Below are 21,753 nucleotides of genomic sequence, written 5' to 3' on the forward strand. Positions count from 1 at the left end.
GCTATTCCTGTGGTTGGTCGGTGTGGCAGCCGCGGAACAGGTCGAGCAGCATTTCGGTTTCCATGGGGCCGAGGTTGAACCGGGCGCCCGCCTCGTCCATGAGATCGGCCAGGGGGCGGGACGGTTGCTCGGCCCGGTGTTCCGCCACCCAGGCGGCGGCGCGCTTCACCAGTTCGCTATGCGGAATGACGGTGGTCATGCTCCCCCCCATTGCGGGCTTGCGGAACGACGTGGTTGCGATGGCGGCCATGGCCGCTGCCCGAAGGCTTGCGGCCATTCGCGCGGCGTGGAATCTACATCAACCACGACGGGGTTGCAACTCGGGGCCCCATGCGGTATCCCCGCGCAATCCGGCGTATGGGCCTTGCGCGATCCTGCGTGACCACACTGGTCACGTCCTGCCGTTCCCCGGCCCACGCGCGGCCGCCTTCTCCCTCCACCCCAGCCGCACGGCCGCCAAGGCCGAATACCATCCATGCACGACATCTTCTCCGCCGTCCTGCTCGGCATCGTCGAAGGGTTGACAGAATTCCTGCCCGTGTCTTCAACCGGGCACCTGATCATCACGGGCGACCTGCTGGGCTTTACCGGACCCAAGGCGGCCACCTTCGAGGTGGTCATCCAGCTCGGGGCCATACTGGCCGTGGTGGTGCTGTACTGGGACCGCTTCTGGGGCCTGCTGCGGCCAAAGCCGCACGTGCGCTTTGCCGGGATGCGCGGCATCGTGATGCTGGGCATCACCTCGCTGCCCGCCAGCCTGCTGGGTCTGGCGACGCATCATTACATCAAGGAAAACCTGTTCAGCCCGGCCACGGTGGCCCTGGCACTGGGCGTGGGCGCCGTGGCCATGCTGCTGGTGGAACGGCGCACGCATCGCCCCGTGTACATGGGCCTGGACGACATGACCCCCACGCTGGCGCTGGGCATCGGGCTGTTCCAGTGCCTGGCCCTGTGGCCTGGCTTTTCGCGCTCTGCCGCCACCATCATGGGCGGCATGCTGCTGGGCGCGCGGCGCGGCCTGGCCGCCGAATATTCGTTCATCGCGGCGGTGCCCATCATGTTCGCGGCAACGGGCTATGATCTGCTGAAGAGCCATGCCCTGTTCACCATGGCCGACCTGCCCTTCTTCGCCACCGGTTTCGTTGTGTCGTTCCTGTCCGCGTGGGTTGCCGTGAAGGTGTTCATCGGCCTCATGGGCCGGGTGACCCTGGTGCCCTTTGCCTGGTACCGGCTGGCCGTGGCCCCGCTGGTGTTCTGGTTCATGGTCAACTGACGCCGCGTGATGCGGACGCGACGCCGTGCCGGGCGTGGGTTGCGCGGACTTTTTCAAAAAGCCGCCAAAAAACGCTTGCCAAGGCACCCCGTGTCCGGTAGAGAAACCATCCGTCGCAACGGGAACGAGCCCCGAGCGGCATTGGACTTGGCAAGGTAGCTCAGTTGGTTAGAGCATGCGGTTCATACCCGCAGTGTCGGGGGTTCAAATCCCTCCCTTGCTACCAAGAACACGAAAGGCCCTGTGAGAGCAGGGCCTTTTTCGTTGTTTCCGCCACCCTCCTGTCTCGCCCTTTCCAGCCCAGTCTCCTTAGGTCCCGTTCGGTCTCGCCCTGCCCTGTTCCTGTCCCGTTCGGTCTCGTCTGGCCCCGGCTCCGCCTCGGCGTTGCTGCTGGCCTGTCCGGCGCATGCATGGAGTGTCCTGATGACGCACCATGCGCGCCGTGCTAGTCTGTTCCGCATCGGCAGCCACCTTCCCCCATGCCAGAAGGCACCATGCAGACCTCACCTCCTTCCCGCAACGACGCACCCGGCGGACACTCCATGGGACGCCTGACGGCCCGCCTGAAGGACATCCTGTCCACCTCGGAGTGCCGCTCGTGCGCGTCCGCCCGCGAATTCCTGCGTTACGTGGGGCCGGGGCTGCTGGTCACCGTGGGGTTCATCGACCCCGGCAACTGGGCCTCCAACGTCAGCGCCGGGGCGCAGTTCGGCTATTCGCTGCTGTGGATGGTCACGCTGTCCACGGTCATGCTCATCCTGCTCCAGCACAACGCCGCGCACCTGGGGATAGCCACCGGGTTGTGCCTGTCCGAGGCGGCAACCATCCATCTGCCGCGCTCCGTTTCCGTCTTCGTTCTGGGGTCTGCCGTGGCGGCATCCGTGGCCACGGCCCTGGCGGAACTGCTGGGGGCGGCCATCGCCCTGCGCATGCTGTTCGGCCTGCCCCTGGGGGTGGGCACGCTGCTGACCATGGCCGTGGTCTGCGTGCTGCTGCTGACCAACTCCTATACCCGCATCGAACGCTGGATCGTGGGGTTCGTGTCGCTCATCGGCATCTCGTTCCTGTACGAGCTGACCTTGGTGCCGGTGGACTGGCGCGCCGCCGCGCACGGCTGGGTGACGCCGGGCATTCCCCCCGGCGCCCTGGTGGTGGTCATGAGCGTGCTGGGCGCCGTGGTCATGCCGCACAACCTGTTCCTGCATTCAGAGGTCATCCAGAGCCGCCAGTGGAACCTCGAGGACGCCGTGGTCATCAAGCGCCAGCTGCGCTACGAGTACCTGGATACGCTGTTCTCCATGCTGGTGGGCTTTGCCATCAACAGCGGCATGATCCTGCTGGCGGCGGCCGCATTCTACAGCCGCGGCCTGCAGGTGGACGAACTGGAACAGGCCTGCGCCCTGCTCTCGCCGCTGCTGGGCGGGGCGGCGTCCACGGTGTTCGCGCTGGCGCTGCTGTTCGCCGGGCTTTCGTCCAGCGTCACGGCGGGCATGGCCGGGGGCAGCATCTATGCCGGCATGTTCGGCGAACCCTACGCCATCAAGGACAAGCACACCCGGTGGGGTGTTGGCATCACCCTGGGAGCGGCGGCCCTGATAATCACCGCCATAGAAGACCCCCTGAAGGGACTGGTGTACTCGCAGGTGGCCCTTTCCATGCAGCTTCCGTTCACGGTGCTGCTGCAACTGTATCTTACGTCCAGCCGCCGGGTGATGGGCCAGTACGCAAACCCGCCGTCCACGAGGGCCATGCTGTGCGGCATTGCGTTCATTGTAATGGCGCTCAACGCCCTCTTGCTGCGGGAACTGTTTTTCGGTTAGAGCTACGCGTTGCCGATGGCATGGTTGCCAGCGGTTCCGATTGCCCCGGTTCATGCCGGTACACGCCGGTTCATGCCGGTCCCTCCGGTTCTCCTCGGTTCACCCTTGTCCAGCGAAGGCCAGACCTTGTCCCACGAAACTTCTCGCACGGGCCGCATGCCCGGCGGTCCCGCAGGCTCCGCCACTCCCGAAGACCAGCTTCCCGGACACCCCATGCACAAGTGGATACGTCTTGCCTTCGAACTGCTGCCGTTGCAGGTTTTTGCCATCACCTCGCGGCTGGCGGGCGACGATCCCGAGCAGGCATTGCTGCCTTACGGCCTTGGGGCGCTGTGCGCCGCGCTGTGCATGGCCGTGCTGATGTGGCGGCGCATCCTGCTCGACCGGCTGCTGCTGGGGGTGAACGTTTCCATCATGCTCGGCGGGCTTGGCCTGTACACCCGCACGCCGGGGCTTGCGCACATGCTGGCCGACCTGCGCGCGGCGGGCGTGTTCGTGATCATCCTGCTCACGGCGGGGGTTACCTACCTGGCTCGCCCCAGCGCCCTGCTGGACATGCCGCGCGGCAACGTGGAGCCGTGGGACCGCTACATGCTGTACGCCACCTTTGCCGCCTTTGTGCTGGCCTTCATCACCCGCTCGCAGCCGCTGATTTCCGGCATGCTGCTGGCGGCGCTGTTCATCGTGCGCGGCAGCCTGCAACAGGCTGCCCACAACGCGCGCCAGTAAGCCCCGCCTCCGCGCCCGCAAGCTTCCCGAGCCCCAATCCGGCCGTCTCTCATGGAGGCGGCCGTTTTCATGTGTGCCCCGCGCCGGTGCTTCATCTTCCCTTTCCGTGCGGCGTCCACGGCTCACGCTGGCGGGGCGCACCTGCCCGACCACGGGCTGAAGCGGCTGCGAGATGCGGCATGCAGTCCGGATGGGCGTCGGGCATCTTGTTCCGCCCCGCCCCATTCAGCCCCATTCTGTCCCGTTGGGCCCGGTAGAACCCCGTTGAACCGTGATCCGTCGGCCCTGTTCCCTTCGACCGTTGGCCGTTTTTCGTTCCCTCAGCCTTCCCTGTGGTCCGCCAGATTCCATGGCGTGATACCGCCTGTGCGCGGCACGGGGACGATGTTCCATTCATCCCCCATCGGCCCGGCAACGGAAAAGGGGGAGCGCCCGAAGACGCTCCCCCTTGCAAGGCGGGGCTGATTGCGTGCCGTTTTTACAGCAGGTGCAGGTACGGAATGGCCACGTAGACTAGGGTGCCCAGCACCAGCACGTAGCCCACGCACACGGCCAGGGTGCGGTTCATGATGCGCCCCTCGTAGCCGGTAAGGCCGGTGGCGGCAGTGGCCACGGCGATGGACTGGGGCGAGATCATCTTGCCCGCGGTGGCCCCGGCGGCAGAGGCGGAAACGATCCACGTGCTGTCGATGCTGATGCGGTTGGCCACTTCCATCTGCAACTGCCCGAAGAGCACGTTGGACGATGTATCGCTGCCGGTGACGAAGGTGCCCAGCGCGCCCAGCAGCGGCGAGATGAACGGGAAGTAGCTGCTGGTGGAATCGGCCACGGCGATGGCGATGGTGTTGATCATGCCGCTGGTGGACATGACCTTGGCCAGCGCCACGATGGAGACCACGGTGACGCCCGAGTACACCAGCTTCTTGGCGGTGCTGCCGAGCACGCCGGTGATTTCGCGCACCTTCACGCCCTGGATCATGCCGCCGATGTAGGTGGCGATGATGATCAGCGCGCCGGGGGTGGCGATCCACTTGAAGGTGAAGGGATTGTCGCCGTAGATGCGCACGGTGGTCTTCACCGAGCCCAGGGCGTCACGGATGGCCGGGAACAGGTTGCTGCACAGGATGATGAAAGCGAAAACCAGTATGTACGGCAGCCAGGCCTTCACCTTTTCCGCGGCGGGAATGGGATCGACCTGCGCGGCGGTGTCGCGGTGGAACAGGCGCGCCCAGACGATGGTGGCGATCATGCTGCACACGCTGCCGATAAGGCACGGCAGTTCGGCGCCCATGTACTTTGCGGTGTACAGTTGCGGAAACGCGAAGGCCAGGCCGGAAATCAGGGTGGCCCAGAACACGCCCTTGATCCCCTTGAACCCGGCGGTAAGGATGACCAGCAGGTAGGTTATCAGGATGATGAACACGAACAGTTGCAAGGCGGTGTAGTAGCTGATGGTTTCCACCGGCAGGCCGGTGACGCCCGCCATGGTCACGATGGGAATGCCGATGGCCCCGAAGGCCGTGGGCACGGTGTTGGCCACTAGGCAGATCACCGCGGCGAACATGGGCTGAAAGCCCATGGCGGCAAGGATGCTGGCGGGAATGGCCACGGCGGTGCCGTATCCGGCCACGCCTTCGAGAAAGCCGCCGAAGCCCCAGGCCACGATGAGCACCAGCAGACGCTTGTCGGTGGTGATGGACGAGAGCATGCGGGTGATCACGTCCATGCTGCCGGTGTGGCGGGCAAGGTTGTAGGTGAACACGGCGGCGATGATCACGATCATGATGGGCCACAGGGCCATGGCCGCCCCTTCGAGCGCGGCGGAAAGGGCCATGAAGGCGGGCATCTTCCACCAGCCGAACACGGCAAGGGCCAGCGTGCAGACCAGCGTGAGCGCACAGGTGCGATAGGCAGGCAGCTTGAGCACGACAAGCGAGAAGATCAGCCAGACGATGGGGGCGAGCGCTGCCGCCAGTTGCAGATAATCCATGGACGCCATTGTGGGATGCACCTCCGAAGTGAGCGTTCACATCATTCGGCATATCCTCACGCCATGCCGAATGTATTGGTTGGTCAAGCAATGAGCGGGGAGGTAGCATTTCGACCTGACAGCGTCAAGATTCGGGGCAGGTATTTTCCATGAAGCTGCGGCGCGTTCACGGGGTATGGTGGCACGCCTGTGATGTCATGTGCTTACGATACAAATGGTGGCTCACGCATTTCATGCAACATGCAGTCAGTCATGATGGTCATGTGCGTTGCGTTGCGGAGGCGACAGGGTGAAAAAAGAGCGGCTTCGGGATATGTGCATCCGAAGCCGCTCTGTATTGACTGTTGCGCGATGTTTTTTTGATGCAGATTGCGCGTTTTGCGCAATGCATCACGAGTGCACTATGCCTGATCTTCGTCCTCGAAATGGCTGTGCTTGGCGTTGACGCCGCGTACGGCGAAAAACACGCTCTCCCCGATGTTGGTGGACAGGTCGCCAATGCGTTCCAGCCTGCGACAGATGATCAGGAACGACAACGCCGCCTCGATCCTGTCGGGGTTGGACTTCATGTACTGCACTACCTTGAGGGTAATCTGGCGCAAGCCGCAGTCCACGCCTTCGTCCAGTTCCGCCAGCCTGCGGCCCCGGTCGGCATCCATGTCCACCACGCACTGCACCGCCTGGTGGACCATGTTGCGCACCAGCGGCACGAAAGCCTTGAAGTCCTCGTCGAAGGGCAACGGAGGCAGGGCCACCAGGGGCATGGTGCGTTCTGCGATGTTGGCGGCTTCGTCGGCCATGCGCTCGATGTCGTTGGCGATGCGCATGGTGGCCAGCACCGTGCGCAGATCCTGTGCCAGCGGCCCTTCGCGGGCCAGAAGGCGCATGCCCATCTCGTCGATGCAGGTTTCCATCTCGTTGATGGCGTGGTCGTGCGAGGCGACGGTCCAGGCCTTGGCTTCGTCGCGCTGGCAGTAGGCTTCGATGCAACTGTCGATGGCCTGCTCCACCGTGGCGAGCATGGCCAGCAGCTTGTGGCGCAGGGCGTCTAGTCGGTCGGTGGTCAGGTTGCGGGCGGGGGCCATGGCGCACTCCTTCCGTTGGGGGGCCGCATGCCGGACGCGGCCCCGCATGTGCTTTCTTTCACGTGGATCATGCCATCTTTCACGCCGGTGCGAAACCCCCTGCGCGTGGCCTTTTGCAGGCAACGCTGATGCGTGCGGCCCGCATGGGGCTGGTCCGCACCGCTACGGGAACAGCTACGAGCGCCGCAACAGGCCCCGGCCAGCACCGCCCCAACGAAAGCGCCCCGGCGGGTGGGCCGGGGCGCGGGAATGGCGTATGGCGGGCTCGGCGCTAGCGACGCGCGCCCTCGAAGGCGATGGAGATGATCTCGTAGCTGATGCGGCCGCGCGGGGCATCCACAACGATCTCGTCGCCCTCCTCCTTGCCCAGCAGCGCGCGCGCCACCGGCGAAAGGACGGAAATGGAGCCCTGGGCGTAATCGGCCTCGTCCGGACCGAGCAGCGTGTAGCGCTTGGCTTCGCCGCTGTCGAGATCCTCGATTTCCACGGTGGCGCCGAACATCACCTTGTCGCCGGACAGGCTGTCCAGATTGATGACGTTGAACTGGGCCATGCGCGATTCGATGTACGAAATACGGGCTTCGAGCATGCCCTGCCGTTCGCGCGCGGCGTCGTACCCGGCGTTTTCTTTCAGATCGCCTTCTTCGCGGGCTTCCTTGATGGCCTGGATGATCGCCGGGCGTTCCGACTTCAGGCGTTCCAGTTCCTTCATCAGTCGATCGTAGCCTTCGGTGGAGATGGGGATGCTGCTCATGCTCGTTCCTTGAGATATCTGGGCATGGTCTGTTGCCGGGCAAAAAGAAAGTGTCCCGCCGACGGGGCAAACCCCGCGCAGCGGCACAGTTCGGCACCGTCATCCGACGGCACGGTGGGCAATATAGGGCAGCCGGGCGCGCCGGTCAAGGTGCCAAGAGGCGGCAACCGGTTCGGTGACAGGCGGCGACAGGCGGCGACAGGTCACAGGAGCCGCGGGTGACCATGGAGGGCGGATGGGGCCGGGTAACGCGGGATTGTTCGGGGGCACACTGCGCCGCGCAGGCACGCCACCGGCGGCGGAGGCGATAGGGAGGCCCGGGTTGACCGTGCGCGAAACCTGCGGCATCGTCAGAATGGACATCACCCCCAACGCGCACGGCGCGCGCCGCCCACTGGCCGCGCCGCACCCCGGAGGCCTCCATGCCCGAATACACCGCCACCCTGATAATTCGCGGCGAAGGTTGCGACTACGATCCCGAGGAACACGTGGCCCGCATCCCCTGCGAGAACTGCGGGCACATCAACGAAGTGGAAGTCTGGACGGACGATGCCGGGGCGGCGGACTTTTCCGGCTTTGCCTGCGAGAATTGCGGGCATTGGAATGGCCCCGGCTAGGGGACTGGTCCGCGGGCAGATGGTGCCGGTGGCAGGCGGGCCATGCTATGGCCCCGCCCTGCCCCGCGCTCCACGGTTGTTCGGGGCGCTTCCCGTCCTTTCTTCCCGTTCGCCACTGCCGTCAGGGCATGGTCACCTCGCGGTTGTACTCGCGCACGGCCTTGTCGATCTTGCCCTGAATGTGCTCGATGTCCGCGCGGGCGCGGCGCACGTAGGCATCCACGCAGGCCCGGTAGGCGCCCATCTTCTGGCGGTACATGTCCCATTCCCAGGCCTTGTCCCCGGCAAAGGGGCGCATGGGCGAGGTGCATTGCGCGTCGGGGTATTCGCCCCCCGGCAACTGCGTGGTTTCTGCCCGTGCGGATGCGGGCTGCGCGACTGAAAGTGCGGCGCACAGGGCCAGGCACGTCAGGACCAGACATATTGGGGCGAGATACCTTCGGGCCAGGCACATTGGGGCGAGACGCACCGGGGCCGCCGCAAACCGGCGGTGTGCAATGTGTTGATCGCCGGGGGCGGTGGTGGTGCGAACGGCGTCTGCAACGCCGCAAGACAACCCGGCCCGACCGTCCGTCATGTCGTTCGTCGTCAACTCATTGTGCAGCATGGCGCCCTCCTGCCGTACCTCGTATGCCATGAGGCCGGACTTTCCCGTAGATTCCGGCAAAAGGCCCGCCCCTGTCAACGCGTCAGGGTGCCTGACTCTGGCCCAGCGGCGGTCTGATACCCTCAGCGCCCTGCCCTGTCCGGCCCCCTGACGCCACCCCCGCTGCCTCTTTCCGCTGGCACCGATCTTGCTCATTCCTGTCCCAGGCACGGGAAGGGAAATTTCTGCACGACGGAGGCGGGCGTGGCCATAGACGGCATTTTCAACAATCTCGGCAGCATGATGGTCGTCCACCGTTCCACGGGGCAGGACGCCGATGCAGGACGCTCCGCGTCCGGGTCCGAGCAGGCGCAGACGGCAGACGGCAACCTTGCCCGCCTGACCGACAGCGCCAGCCTTTCCGCGTTGAATCCCAAACTGCGCTCCACGCTGGAAGATATTTCCGAGCGCGGCGGCAACGTGCTGGAAACGCTGGAACAGAACGTGGCGAACCTGCAAGAGGGATTTCTGGATACCCTTTCTGACCGGTTGGACGCCGCCGGGGTGTCGCTGGACGAAAAACTGACCCTGACCCAGGATGACGAGGGGGCGCTTTCCGTGCTGGGCGACCATCCGGACAAGGCGCGCATAGAACAGACCCTGTCCGATGCGCCGGAGCTTTCCTCCGCCTTTGGCGAGCTGGCCTCGCAGTCGGAACTGATCCGCGATATCCGCAGTCTGCGCCGGGTGGTCACCACGCGCGTTGGCGCGGCCGCCTACGACGCCGTGGCCGCGGCGACGACCGATACCGCCGAGACGGCATCTTCCGCCTACCGGGTCAGCCTGAAGGGGGCCATGTCGCACTTCTACTTCGGCAGAAATACCTAGCGCCCTGCCCTGCGGGCTGCCCGGCTGCGAGCCTGCAAGAGTAGCCAGGCTGTCCCGTGCCGCCTGCCACCGCGCCCCGGTCGTAAGGGTGGCACAAGCACGCCGCCCTGCCCGCGTACATTGGAGCAAGGGAACTTCATTTCCTTCCCACCTTCGCCCGCATCATCTGGAAAACATGTCCGCCCGGCCCCGGCACCATGCCCGGATCGGGCGTTGTGCGTTGTGGCCCGCGCGGCGCGCATCCCTTGCCACCGGGGGCAAAAACCCGTATAGGCCCTGTTCCGGTCGGGCCGGAGGGCGCGCAACCGCCACAAGCGCTTGCCCGCCACCTTGCCTTTGCCGGAGACGGCATTATAGTATGTGAAGCGGGATGGTGGCCCGCATTGCATCGCGGCAGCGCAAGCCGTTCGCCGGACACCGCCGTACATACGGGGGCGCCCTGGTTTCGACGGGGATGTGGAAGCCGGAATTGCAGGCCGAGGCGCCGCTGGCCTCGTAAAAAGCGGCACCAAAAGTAATTGCCAACAATTACGAATACGCACTGGCTGCCTAATTAGTGGCCACGCCAAACCGATCGACGCCTGATACGTCGGCGAGGTGTAACTTCATCAGGCTGGCATCCAAGGGCGCTCGCCGCTGCGGGTGTAAGAACTACAGGTGAGCTGGTCTAGGGCCGCCCGGTCGGGGGCCAAGCCCGTGACGACAATTGTTCCCGACATAAGCCTGTAGACGTTTCGCGTGGAATGTTCTCGGACGCGGGTTCGATTCCCGCCGCCTCCACCAATTTCTGGGCCGACCTGCCGCAAGGCGGGTCGGCCCGATCTTTTTTGGGTAATGCGGGGGGCAAGGTTGCTGGCCCTCTATCCGGCCTTGATGGCGCATGCCGCGCGGCATGGCGAAACTGGCTTCGCGGGGCGCGCTGGGGGCATGCCGCGCGGTCGCGGATTCTTCCCGAATGTGATCCGGCGTCCTGCCATGCAGGGAATCATGGCAGGCCATACATGCTGTAGATCTTTTGGAAAGTTCCATCTTCCTTCATGGTGCGCAGGACGGATTCCAATCGCGAGATAAATTCGCGATTCTTGGCATATCGACCGGCTCGCGACAGGACCAGATGCAATCCCCTCGGTTCGATGACAGGAATTTCCAACGGAATGATTTTGTTCGAAAGTCCTGCGTTTTTGAGTTGAATGAGTGTCGCATCGCGATTGCTGACCATGCAGTCCAGGCGACCGGTCACCATCTTCTGGATATTCAGTGAGGCATTATCGACTTCTTCAATGTTGATCTTTCCACTTGTGACAGCTTCCAAAAACTCCTTGTTCAGCCTGTATCCTCGCGTTACGCCGACCCTTTTTCCGTAAAGGCTTGCAGGGGACGAATATTCGAATTCCTCACCGCTGCGAACAAACACCACATAGGTGCTATGGTGTAGTGGAGGGCTTATGTATACGACAAACGATTCACGCTCTTTTATGTGAAAAAACGCAGAACCTCCATCGCATGCTCCACTTTCGAGTGATTTGTACATGCGAAGCCACGGGACAAAATCTATCTTGACATCAATGCCCATTCTCCTGGCAGCTTCGGTTATGATGTCATAGTCAATTCCCTTTTTTTCTCCGTTCTCGATGAAACCGTAAGGAGGAGCATTTTGTTCAGACATCACATAAAATTCTTCGCTGCATAATGCCGCTTCGCTCATGAATAATATCAAAATCAATGGCAAAAATATTTTCATACGCAACAAGACGATGCAACGCATGGAGGTATGTTCTCCTTGTTGGCTATTCAACTGAAGCAATATTTATACGCACTGATCAAAATATATCTATTATAAGAAAAAACGTGCAACGCCACGGGCCTGTTTGCGCCATGTCCAGTCTGGACCTGGCTGCTCCCTTTATCTTTGCCGGTTTTTTCCTTTGAAGGCCAAACCAGGTACTCGAACAGATACGTGGCGTGGATGCGTGGCACGGTTGCAACATATCCGGCATTTTCTTGGCATTCAGGATATTGCGGGAGAGCAACCGGTACACGGGCTTTCGCAACTTCCACCAATTTGCGGGAAAATCTGTCGAAAAGACATATCTCCCCGATTTTTTTGGGTGATAACGCAGTAGGTTGCGTGTGCCTGTCGGTCAAAGTCTTTCCGCCCTCGCGCGAAAGTGCACGCCCTCTCCCCTCTGGCCTGTTGACGAAAATTCAGGATAGAATAGACACTCGACGAAACGACTTCGGAATCATACGCCCACAGTGGGACAAGCCCCCGTGCGGCTACGGGTATGGGCAGTGGGCGGCGCAAAGCCGTGCCGCGTTCCGCCATGCCCCGTCATGTTTAGTCATGTTCCGGAAGTCATACGCCCGACTGCACAAGCCACGGCTCCATGAGCGCGCGCTGACGATCAGGTCGAGGATTCATGGTTCACAGAGGCGCCGGATGGCTTTTGCACCGATGAAGAGACTGCGGGCAATATTGCGCGGCGTGGCACGGGAAATGTCGCGGGTGATGCCGTGCGCGCTTCTGGTGTGCGTTGCCGCATCCGGGGCCAGTGCCGGTCAGGCTGCCCCAGCTGTTTCCGCTCCGGCCAGTTCCGCGCAGTCCGCCTCTGCCCCGTCCGCCCTCACCCTGGCCACCACCATATCTCCGCCGCTCAGCGAGCCCGGTCAAAACGGCATGCTGGACCAGATCATCAAGGCGGCCTTCGCGCGCATCGGAGCGGACGTAGCCTTGCAGCAACTGCCCAGCGAACGCGGGCTGGTCATGGCCGACAACGGGCAGGTGGACGGCGACGGCAACCGCATCAGCGGATTGCAGGCCAGCTACCCCAACCTGCTCCAGGTGCCCGAAAGCAACATGACCTACGAGTTCACGGCCTTCGCCCTGCGGCCGGACGTGAACGTGCGCGACTGGGACGACCTGCGCCACTACACCGTCGGGTACATCATCGGCTGGAAGATTTACGACGAGAACGTGCGCGCCAGCAGCACGGTAAAGGTCGCCACGCCGGAAAACCTGTTTGCGCTGCTGCGGGCCGGGCGCGTGGACGTGGTGCTCTACTATCGCCTGGGCGGCATGTACTACGCCCGCAAGCTGGGCCTGACCAACCTGCGCGTGCTGGAGCCGCCCCTGGCCAAGCGCGAAATGTACATGTACCTCAACATCCGCCATGCCGATCTGGTTCCCCGACTGACAGAGGCGTTGCGCGGCATGAAGAAGGACGGCAGCTACGAGCGCATCGTGGCCCCGTTCCTGAATCGTTGACGCGCGGCACGCAGGCACGGCTTGCCGTTGCGGCGCTTGCCTCCTGTCCCCTTCTGCTTCACTCTGTCCCTGTCTCCTTCCCCTGCCCTGTTGCCGACGGGCCGGCGTGCTCCTTGGCCGTGCATCCCATTGAAACAGTGGCGCATCCGGCGTAACGCAGGGCTGAACAAAAGGTCGCCGCCGTCGGAATCGTTCCGCTGCCGCACCTTTCCATGATGATGCCAAAGGTGACGCATGCGGATGCAACGTGTTTCTCCCCTGACGGTACTTGCCCTGCTGCTTGCCCTGTGCACGGCCCTGCCCGCTCCTGCCCGCGCCGCCACCAGCTTTCTTGCGCGCGAGGGCGACGAGGTGCTGGCCGCAGAGGGCGACCTGTCCACCCGCCGCTCGCCCTGCTCCACCTTCAAGATCGCCATCAGCCTCATGGGCTACGACGCGGGCATCCTGGTCGACGCAACGCACCCGGTGCGCCCCTACGACGAAAGCCTGAACGTGGCCTACGACATGTGGAAGCAGCCGCACGACCCCGCCATGTGGATGCGCAACAGCTGCGTGTGGTATTCGCAGGCCACCACGCGCGAACTGGGCATGGAGCGCTTCAGGGCCTACGTGGACCGCTTCGGCTACGGCAACCGCGATATCTCGGGGCGGCGCGGCCCGCTGGATGCCATCGCCCCGGACGACGGCCTGACCCGCTCGTGGCTGTCCGGCAGCCTGTCCATCTCGCCCGAGGAAGAGGTGGACTTCATCGGCAGGCTGGTGCGTTCCGAACTGCCGGTGTCGGCGCATGCGCAGGAAATGACCCGGCGCATCCTGTTCGTGCAGGACATGCAGGGCGGCTGGAAGCTGTACGGCAAGACCGGCAGCGGGGTACGCCAGCTGCCCGACGGCACGCGCGTCGAAGACCGGCAGATCGGCTGGTTCGTGGGCTGGGCGCAGCATGGGGATGGCCGTATCGTGCTGTTCGCCCACCTGTTGGAGGACGAGGACGACAACCCGGCCCCGGCTGGGCGCAGATCGCGCGATGCGGCCATCGTCAAGGTGCAGCGGTTGCTGGGCGTTGCCCCCGGCGAGTGGTAACGGCTGGCGCCTTTGCGTGGAGGCCGGACCGCCGAACCCGGTTTGCCGCCCCGGATCAGTCCCCCAGGATTTGCCGAGTCTGGCCTGCTGTTCCCGCCCTGGCCGTCGCGGTCCGGTAGCCGGGCGGAAACAGGCCCGCTGGAATCAAGAAGCCGGGTGGCGTTGTGTAACGCCACCCGGCTTTCGGTTGCTTGGCAAGGACGGGAACGGGAAGCGCTGGATGGCTCCCCATGCAGTACGCGTGTCGTCGCCCTGCCCCGTTCCGTTATTCTGCGGGCTTCTTGCGCACGCGGGGCTTTTTGGGCGACGCGGCAGGCGGGGGATTCAGCAGGTCAAGTGAAGCCGGGTGGGAAGCAGGCTGGGACACCGGCTGGCCGGAAGGTTCGTGCAGGCCCGGTTCGCCGGGCTCTTCATCGAAGATGGCATTGGGCATGGTGTCGGGCGCGCTGCCGGGCGTATGGACGGACAGGCTGGAGGTCTCTTCGGCGGATACGTCGGAGGCTTCATGAAGGACCGCGCTGGCGGGGGCGTCGTGCACGTCCACCACGTCCACCACGTAGGCCACCCGCACGTCAGCGGCTGCGGTGACGCCTGCCGCAGAATCCGCTGGCGGCACAACCTCGGCATCGTGCGTCACGGCTGTGGCCTGCCCGGCTGATGCGCCCGGACCTTCAGGACCGCCCGCATCGCCCGTATTGTTCGGATCGTTCGGATAGCTCGTATCGCTCGGCCCGTCCGGCGCGGGCGGCAGCACCCTGGTGGCCTGCACCCCGCCGGAAGGCGATACGTCGATGGTGCCCGGCAGGGCGCGGGGCATCATGCCGTCACCCTGCGCCGGGAGTTGGGCCAGCGTGCTCCGCTGGTCCACGATGATCATGCCGGTGCGTTCCAGCACCTCGCGCCGGTAGGCGTATTCTTCCTGCATGCGGCGCACCTTGTAGGCAAACAGCATCCGCCCCAGGTAGCCCACGCACCACGCGGCCAGCACGCCGCCGCCCACCCACAGCACCAGATGTTCGGTGGATTCGCCGAGCCGGATGACGAAGCCCAGCACCTTGTCGAAATAGTAGATGACCGTGGCCAGCAGGGTTACGCCCAGCAACAGCAGGAAGGTGGGCACGCCGTTCACGGCGGCCAGCATCTTTTGCAGCCACGGCGGCAACTGGCGCAACTGCGCTTCGGTCAGCACCGGGTCGCCCTTGATCAGGCGGGTGTAACCCAGCGCGATGACCTGCAACACCAGCAGCACCACCACCGGCGCGGCGGCCACCGAAACCAGGTAGCCGCCCCACGGAAAGCGGAAGCGCACCGTGCCGTCGGGCATGCTCTGCACGTTGGCCACACCCTGCCAGATGGCCACGATGGCCACCAGAAACTCCACCAGCACGATGCCGATGACGATGTAGGCCAGGACGTACTTGCGCTCCTGGTCGCCCAGCAGGTCGCCCAGGCCGCCGAAACGGCCCCGGTCGTGGACGGACTGGTCTGCTGCCTGGCTGGATGCCTGTTCCGCGGACTGGCCGGAACCGGCATCGGAACCGGCATCGGAACCGGGGCCGGATGCAGCGCCGCCCGATGTGCCGGTCGCGTCGGCAGATGCATCGCCCGGCGTACCACCAGACGCGCGGGCCGTCTGTTGGGCGTCATCCGGTTCGCTTTTGGCACCGGAGAAGAATTTGGAGAAGAACATGCAGGATATCCGTGCGACGGCAGTGCCGTGTTGTCATCGTGCCTGGGTGCCCGGAGACGGGAAAAAACGCCCCCGGCGTGCGCATGGCGCGTGCTGGGGGCGCCTTCCGCCGGTCGCGCCGCCGTCTGGCGGGCGCGGGGCGTCAGGAGCGCCTTTGCTCCGTCTGCCACCATACGATGCTCGGCGGCTTTTCTCAAGATGTTCGAAGGAGGGAATACGCCGTGTGGCACACGGCGAGCTGACCGTGCATGGCAGCGGATGCTTGCCGCACGGAGGGCAGCACCAGGCGGATTGCTACGCGGCCCGTGCCGTCAGATGCATTCGCGCACCATGGGTTGGAAGGTCTTCGTGGCTGCGTCCCAGCCCAGCAGTTCCCCTTTTTCCAGGTCGAAGAACCAGCCGTGCAGTGAAAGTTCGCCCCGCTCCACCCGTTCGCGCAGCCAGGGGAAGGTCATCAGGTTTTCCAGCGAAACCAGAATGGATTCCTGTTCGCAGGCGCGGTGCAGCTCCTGCTCCGAGCAATGCGGGCAGCATTGCTGCACCCGTTCCTGCGCGGGCGCGGCAATGCTGACCCAGCGCGACAGGAATTCCGTATCGTCCCGGTCCCCCGCCGCGCCGGAAAGCAGCGCCTTGATGCCGCCGCACCGGGCATGGCCCAGGATGATGATGTCTTCCACCTTCAGGCTGCGCACGGCAAACTCCAGCGCGGCGCTGACCCCGTGCTGGGTGGTGGTGCGGGCCTCGTACGGGGGCACCAGGTTGGCCACGTTGCGCACCACGAACAGGTCGCCAGGGTTGCAGTCCAGCAGCAGGGCCGGGTCCACGCGCGAATCGCTGCACGCGATGACCAGCGCCTTGGGAGACTGCTCTTCCACCAGGTTTTCGAACAGGTTGTGGTCGCGGCAGAACCAGCTTTTCTGAAAACGCCGGAAACCAGCGATGAAGCGGCCAAGATCGGGTGCGGGCATGAAAGGCTCCGGAACTGCCGTGCGGGACGGGATGCGGTATAGGGGAATACGGATGCGGACCGCGCAAACGTACGGACCCCGGCGCAGGCGAAGGCCGCAGTTGCCGGGTAACCGGGGATTGTACGTTTTTTTGCCCGCCGCGCAACCCGGATGCGAGTAACCGCTCGCGTTTTCATGCGCCACGCTGTCCTTTCCGGACATGGTACGTGCGGGCGGTGTGAGTCAGGCCAGCTTGCGCGGCTCCACGGCACCGGCGATGGCGGCGGCGAGTTCGGCGGACATGACCGGCTTCGACACGTATCCGTCCATGCCTTGGGCCAGAAACTTTTCCCTGTCGCCCGCCATGGCATAGGCGGTCATGGCGATGACCGGAATCCGCGCATTCAGCACCCCGGAAGCGCCGTCGCGTATCCGCCGCGTGGCTTCCACGCCGTCCATCACGTCCATCTGCACGTCCATGAGCACGCAGTCGAAGCGCTTGGCGCGCAGGGCATCCAGCGCCTGGGCGCCGTTGGCCGTGGTTGTCACCTCATGCCCCATCTGTTCCAGCAGCCGCCGGGCGCACAGGCGGCTCACCTCGTCGTCCTCGGCCAGCAGGATGCGCAGTCCTCCGTGGACCGTACCGACGGGGGTATCCTGCTGCGGCGCGATGTGCGTCGTCTGATCGGTCAGTCTGAAGGGCATGGTCATGCAAACGGTGGTTCCCTCTCCCACCAGGCTGTCGAATTGCAGGGTGCCACCCATGGCGAGCACAAGATTGCGCACGATGGCCAGGCCAAGGCCCGCCCCCTGATGGGACCGGGTGTAACTTTCCTCCACCTGCGCAAAGGGCCGGACGATGTGGTCCAGCTTGTCGTCCGGAATGCCGATGCCGGTATCGGTGACGATGAACAGCAGCCGTACTTCGCCGCTGGGCATGGGGGGCAACGGAAAGACCTCAAGGCGGACCTCGCCCTTTTCGGTGAACTTCATGGCGTTGCCCACGAGATTGAACAGTATTTGCCGCAAATGAACCTCGTCCCCCACGAGTACCGGCGGAATTTCCGGCGCGCATGCGAGAATGAGGGGAACCCGCTTGCTCTGGTGCATGGGGGAAAACGTTTCCGCCAGGGCCGCGAAGGTACTGGTCAGGGTGAAGGGCCTGCTTTGGATGCGCATGCCCCCAGCCTCTATGCGCGACAGATCCAGCAGATCGCCCAGCAGGTCCGTCAGGCGACGCCCGGAACGCTGGGCAAGATCCAGGTATGCATCCCTTTCGTTGGCATCCTCGTTACCCTTGATGAGTTGCAACATGCCCAGCAGGCCATTGAGAGGGGTGCGCAGTTCATGGCTCATGTTCGCCAGAAACAGGCTTTTGGCATGGTTCGCGATTTCCGATTGGCTTCTGGCCTCGCGCAGTTCGGCCTCGGTGCGGACGCGCTCCACCCTGTCCCGTTCCAGCGCCTGGGCCATTTCATTGAACGAGCGAGCCAGGATGTCGATTTCGGTAACCCCTCGCTCCGGCTCGACGCGCGTGTCCAGATCACCAGCGCCTATGCGCGTCGCCGCGGCGGCAAGCTCTTCCAGCCTGCGGCCCACGTTGCGTCCGCCGAGAAACCAGCCGCTGCCCAGCGTAAGCACCACCATCAGCAGCAGGATGCCCAGGTCGCGCCACAGTATTTCCAGTGCCCGGGCGTGGATTGTTGCCTTGGGAGTCCCCGCGAACATGTACATGTAGGGCGGGGCATCCGGAGCGGTGCGGATTTTCCGAAAGGCCACCATGCGCAGCACCCCGTCCGATCCCATGTCTTCCACAAGGCCTTCCTCGCCGTCGGCCCGTGCGGCGGTGAACACGGAGCCGTGTATGGGGCGGCCGATGGGCAGTTCGCCGGTTTCGGGAAAGCGGAACAGGCGCACCCCTTGATGGTCGCTGACGCCGAAGAAGGAATCCTGCGGAAAGCGCATTTCGGCGAACTGGTCGCCATAGCTGCTCAGAAGGACGCTGGCCAGCAATACCGCGCTGATTTTGCCGTCCGGCCCGATCACCGGGCAACCGAAGGGAAGGACGGGAACGCCCAGGCTGACCCCGAGCTGATACTCGCCCACGACGAAGCCCCTTGTCTTCAGCGCATCCCGGAAATGCTTCACGTTGGCAAAGTTGAGCCCGCTCGATGTCCCGCCGGTGGCCATGATGTTGCCATCAAGATCAACAAGGTGCAGGGCGGAATAGCGCTGCTGATTGATCCTGAGCACATTCACGAAGATGCGCGTGCAGGTCGCTATGTCGGCGCGCTGTACATCGGGCACGCGGGACAGGTTTTCCATGAGCAGGCGGGTGGCCGTGGTGGCCCGCGCCTGGGTTTCGGCGGCGGAGCGGACAAAGCCTTGCAATCCTTGTGTGGCATCTTCGATGGCCGTGTTTCTGGCCTGCAACCCGAGAGCCACGATAAGGACCAGTGTGGGCAGCGCGGACATGAGGATCAACAGCGCAAGTTTCTTGCGAATGGACCCTTTCAGCGGATGAAACGGCATGTGCGCCTCGTGGGGGACTGTCCCGCGTGGGGACAGGAATACCGCGAAGCTACTGTGGCCTGAAGACTTGATGAAGTATAACTTGGGGTTTCTCCGTTTGGAGAAGGGGACGGGACACGGACGCATGACGTCAGGAAGGATGCCAACCACAACCGCATGCCCGCCCCCGGAGATGCGCAGCAATGCGCGTGCGCCGGGGGCGGGCGACGGTTTGGCCAGTCATGAAAGGCATGGAGGTCATGAACGGGTAGGCCGGAACGACACCGGTGGATTCACCGTGTGCCCGGACAGGCGCGGGCTCGGGGGAGGCAGGCAACGGTGCCGTCGGAAAAATGGGCCGCCCTGCGCTGCCGTGTCCCTATTCCCCCACCGGCTCCATGTGCACCACCACCCGGTGCAGTTCGGGCAGGCTGGCGCGCAGACGCGCCTCCAGGGCGGCGGACACCCGGTGCGCCTCGGTGACCGGGGTTTCTGGGGCCATCCGGCAGTGAAAGCTGAGGGAGATGTCCTCGCCCTGTCTGCGGACGTGCATGTGGTGGCAGTCGCACACGCCGGGCTCCATGTCGGCGGCGGCCTGCACGGCAGCCTGGATGCGCGGCGATTCCATCAGGCGTGACGGCGCGGTTGGAGAGGCGCCCAGCGTGTCCTGTGCGGGTTCGATGTGCGTGGCCACGTGCAGCGGCCCCAGTTCGGCACGCAGCGATTCTTCAAAGGCGGTGACGCGAGCATGCGCGTCGGCTAGTGGCATGCGCCCTTCAAGTTCCACATGAAGTTCCACCATCAGGTCGTGCGGGGCGTCGACTTCTGCTTGCGTTTCAATGACTTCCACTGCGTGTACCGGTAGTGCATGGGCGGCGGCCACGCAACGGATGCGATCCAGCACGCCCCGCTCCCCGGCCTGTTGCGGCTCGAAATGGATGGTCACGTCCGCGCCGGGGGCCACCTCGTGCACGGCTGCCTCCGCCTGCCGGGTGATCTCGTGGGCCGCGTCCAGTGACAACCCTGCCGCCACGATGATGGTCATGTCCACGAAGGCGTGCGGCCCGCTTTCGCGCAGGCGGATGCGTTCCACCCGCACCACGCCGGGCTGGGCGTTCACTGTGGCCTCTATGCGCCCGGCAAGGCCCGCGTCGCCGCCGTCCAGCAGGGCATCCACGGCGCGGCGGCCAAGCCCCAGACTGACGTGCACCACGATGACGCACACCGCAAGGGCTGCCACGGCGTCGGCGCGTTCCAGCACGGGGCGCAGGGCCGAGCCTTCCGGCAACAGATCCGCCCCCAGCAGGGCCAGCAGGCCCACGATGACCACGGCGGATGACCAGATGTCGGTGGAGAAGTGCAGCGCGTCGGCCTCCAGGGCCTGGCTGTTGTATTTCTTGGCCACGCGGCGCAGCATGCGCGAGCGGGAGATGTCCACCACGATGGACACGCCCATTACCCCAAGGCCCCATACCGACGGCACCACGATTTCCGGCTCCACGAACAGCCGGTGCATGGCCTCCCACACGATCCATCCGCAAGTGACCAGCAACAGCAGCGTTTCCACCAGGGCGGAAAGGTTTTCGACCTTGCCGTGCCCATAGGGATGGCGCGCGTCGGGCGGGCGGGAGGAGATGCGCACCGCGAACCACGTGACGGCGGCGGCCACCAGGTCCAGGCCGCTGTGGGCCGCTTCCGACAGGATGCCCAGGCTGTTGGTGGACAGGCCCACCACCAGCTTGAGCGCGGTCAGCAGCACGGCGGCCAGCACCGAGGACAACGCGGCGGCATTCTTTTCGCGCAGGGCGGTTTCGTAATCGTGGGGTTGCATGACGCCTCCGGGCTGTCCTGTCCTGAATATCCTGTGAGTTCCTGCAAGATTCCGCGGGGTGCGGAGCGGATGCGCACCGCCGGGGCAGGCAAAAGGTGCACGTGCCGCTTCACCCGCCGGGGCCGCTACGGCTCGCGGGCCGCCAGGGCACGGGCCGGAGAACTGGCGCTCGGCATGTTAGCACGGGCAGTTCGGCGTGACCAGCGAAGAGCGCATCCTGCCGTCATTGATGATGAACATCGACTTCAGGCAGGCGGTTGCGCGCAAAGATGAGCGCGCCGGAAAGGCGCGGTTGGAAAAGCCGACTACTGGGACGGCAAGCGCAGCTCGGCAATAACATGGGCGCGGGCGTCGTCGGGCAGGTCGGCGTGGGCAACCGGGGTGAACCGGCGCACGCGCTGGCCGTCGGCGCTGTCCTTCCAGCCGTGGAATTCGTCGTACGGGCGGGTGAACAGCGCATGGCCGGACGGGTACAGGGTGCGGTACACCACCACCCTGCCCTCGGTGGCCGTGTCCAGCGCCTCGCCCACCACCTGATAATACCGCCCCTTGAAGTGCCGGAAGAAGGCGTGCCCGGGAAGGATGGCTTCCGACACGCCGGGTTGGTCCGGGGCTTGGCCGGTCTTGTCGAGCCCGCTCCCGCCATGTCCGTTGACGCTCTCATTCCGTGGCATGGTTCCCCCTTGG

At 64.6% G+C, this 21,753-nt stretch carries 18 protein-coding genes, 1 tRNA gene and 1 other RNA gene; 9 read left to right on the top strand and 11 right to left on the bottom strand.

Annotation, left to right across the window (positions count from 1 at the left end; genetic code table 11):
* Position 1: 1 nt before the first annotated feature.
* Complete coding sequence (locus tag K6142_RS06900; protein ID WP_223290188.1) at positions 2–250, bottom strand: hypothetical protein; 249 nt, start codon at positions 248–250, stop codon at positions 2–4.
* Between the two features lie 225 nt (positions 251–475).
* Here K6142_RS06900 and K6142_RS06905 point away from each other — a divergent pair, with 225 nt between their 5' ends.
* The 4 genes from K6142_RS06905 (at position 476) to K6142_RS06920 (ending at position 3,822) form a co-directional block, all read left to right on the top strand.
* Positions 476–1,273, top strand: coding sequence for an undecaprenyl-diphosphate phosphatase (locus tag K6142_RS06905; RefSeq protein WP_190243401.1), 798 nt, complete (start codon positions 476–478; stop codon positions 1,271–1,273).
* 149 nt (positions 1,274–1,422) lie between these two features.
* Positions 1,423–1,499 (top strand) — tRNA-Met (locus K6142_RS06910).
* A 316-nt stretch (positions 1,500–1,815) separates the two neighbouring features.
* Positions 1,816–3,093 (top strand): Nramp family divalent metal transporter, encoded by a 1,278-nt coding sequence (locus K6142_RS06915; RefSeq protein WP_223290187.1) that lies wholly within the window; start codon positions 1,816–1,818, stop codon positions 3,091–3,093.
* Positions 3,094–3,306: 213 nt separating this feature from the next.
* The gene (locus K6142_RS06920) at positions 3,307–3,822 is read left to right on the top strand and encodes a hypothetical protein (protein WP_190243400.1); all 516 of its coding nucleotides are present in this window, start codon (positions 3,307–3,309) and stop codon (positions 3,820–3,822) included.
* 478 nt (positions 3,823–4,300) lie between these two features.
* Here the strand turns inward: K6142_RS06920 and K6142_RS06925 are convergent, their stop codons facing one another.
* From K6142_RS06925 to greA, 3 genes are all read right to left on the bottom strand, one after another.
* Complete coding sequence (locus K6142_RS06925; RefSeq protein ID WP_190243442.1) at positions 4,301–5,812, bottom strand: L-lactate permease; 1,512 nt, start codon at positions 5,810–5,812, stop codon at positions 4,301–4,303.
* Between the two features lie 401 nt (positions 5,813–6,213).
* Complete coding sequence (phoU, locus tag K6142_RS06930; protein WP_190243399.1) at positions 6,214–6,897, bottom strand: phosphate signaling complex protein PhoU; 684 nt, start codon at positions 6,895–6,897, stop codon at positions 6,214–6,216.
* A gap of 271 nt (positions 6,898–7,168) precedes the next feature.
* Positions 7,169–7,651 (bottom strand): transcription elongation factor GreA, encoded by a 483-nt coding sequence (gene greA / locus K6142_RS06935; protein WP_190243398.1) that lies wholly within the window; start codon positions 7,649–7,651, stop codon positions 7,169–7,171.
* 422 nt (positions 7,652–8,073) lie between these two features.
* On the opposite strand from greA, the gene K6142_RS06940 reads away from it, so the two are divergent.
* Complete coding sequence (locus K6142_RS06940; RefSeq protein WP_012611535.1) at positions 8,074–8,268, top strand: hypothetical protein; 195 nt, start codon at positions 8,074–8,076, stop codon at positions 8,266–8,268.
* Between the two features lie 121 nt (positions 8,269–8,389).
* On the opposite strand, the gene K6142_RS06945 is transcribed toward K6142_RS06940, so the two are convergent.
* Positions 8,390–8,737 carry a hypothetical protein gene (locus K6142_RS06945; protein ID WP_223380780.1) on the bottom strand — a complete coding sequence of 116 codons (348 nt, stop codon included), beginning with the start codon at positions 8,735–8,737 and terminating at the stop codon, positions 8,390–8,392.
* 381 nt (positions 8,738–9,118) lie between these two features.
* Here K6142_RS06945 and K6142_RS06950 point away from each other — a divergent pair, with 381 nt between their 5' ends.
* Together K6142_RS06950 and ssrA are read left to right on the top strand one after the other, a co-directional pair.
* Positions 9,119–9,742, top strand: coding sequence for a hypothetical protein (locus K6142_RS06950; protein WP_190243397.1), 624 nt, complete (start codon positions 9,119–9,121; stop codon positions 9,740–9,742).
* A gap of 430 nt (positions 9,743–10,172) precedes the next feature.
* Positions 10,173–10,525, top strand: a transfer-messenger RNA (tmRNA) gene (ssrA, locus tag K6142_RS06955).
* Positions 10,526–10,727: 202 nt separating this feature from the next.
* Here ssrA and K6142_RS06960 read toward each other — a convergent pair.
* The gene (locus K6142_RS06960; RefSeq protein ID WP_190243396.1) at positions 10,728–11,507 is read right to left on the bottom strand and encodes a substrate-binding periplasmic protein; all 780 of its coding nucleotides are present in this window, start codon (positions 11,505–11,507) and stop codon (positions 10,728–10,730) included.
* A gap of 744 nt (positions 11,508–12,251) precedes the next feature.
* Here K6142_RS06960 and K6142_RS06965 point away from each other — a divergent pair.
* Both K6142_RS06965 and blaOXA read left to right on the top strand, forming a co-directional pair.
* The gene (locus K6142_RS06965; protein ID WP_223290185.1) at positions 12,252–13,007 is read left to right on the top strand and encodes a substrate-binding periplasmic protein; all 756 of its coding nucleotides are present in this window, start codon (positions 12,252–12,254) and stop codon (positions 13,005–13,007) included.
* A gap of 234 nt (positions 13,008–13,241) precedes the next feature.
* Entirely contained in the window at positions 13,242–14,087 is an 846-nt protein-coding gene (gene blaOXA / locus K6142_RS06970; RefSeq protein WP_190243394.1) for a class D beta-lactamase, read from the top strand.
* A 265-nt stretch (positions 14,088–14,352) separates the two neighbouring features.
* On the opposite strand, the gene K6142_RS06975 is transcribed toward blaOXA, so the two are convergent.
* From K6142_RS06975 to K6142_RS06995, 5 genes are all read right to left on the bottom strand, one after another.
* On the bottom strand, positions 14,353–15,777 hold the full coding sequence (locus tag K6142_RS06975) for a hypothetical protein (protein WP_190243393.1): 1,425 nt from the start codon (positions 15,775–15,777) through the stop codon (positions 14,353–14,355).
* 311 nt (positions 15,778–16,088) lie between these two features.
* Positions 16,089–16,745 carry a carbonic anhydrase gene (locus K6142_RS06980; protein ID WP_190243392.1) on the bottom strand — a complete coding sequence of 219 codons (657 nt, stop codon included), beginning with the start codon at positions 16,743–16,745 and terminating at the stop codon, positions 16,089–16,091.
* 222 nt (positions 16,746–16,967) lie between these two features.
* On the bottom strand, positions 16,968–19,256 hold the full coding sequence (locus K6142_RS06985; RefSeq protein ID WP_190243391.1) for a hybrid sensor histidine kinase/response regulator: 2,289 nt from the start codon (positions 19,254–19,256) through the stop codon (positions 16,968–16,970).
* Between the two features lie 358 nt (positions 19,257–19,614).
* The gene (locus tag K6142_RS06990) at positions 19,615–21,066 is read right to left on the bottom strand and encodes a cation diffusion facilitator family transporter (protein ID WP_190243390.1); all 1,452 of its coding nucleotides are present in this window, start codon (positions 21,064–21,066) and stop codon (positions 19,615–19,617) included.
* Positions 21,067–21,371: 305 nt separating this feature from the next.
* Complete coding sequence (locus K6142_RS06995) at positions 21,372–21,740, bottom strand: DUF1653 domain-containing protein (protein ID WP_190243389.1); 369 nt, start codon at positions 21,738–21,740, stop codon at positions 21,372–21,374.
* Positions 21,741–21,753 lie beyond the last annotated feature (13 nt).

This window comes from Nitratidesulfovibrio sp. SRB-5 (assembly GCF_019931275.1).
In the GTDB taxonomy this organism is placed as follows: domain Bacteria; phylum Desulfobacterota; class Desulfovibrionia; order Desulfovibrionales; family Desulfovibrionaceae; genus Cupidesulfovibrio.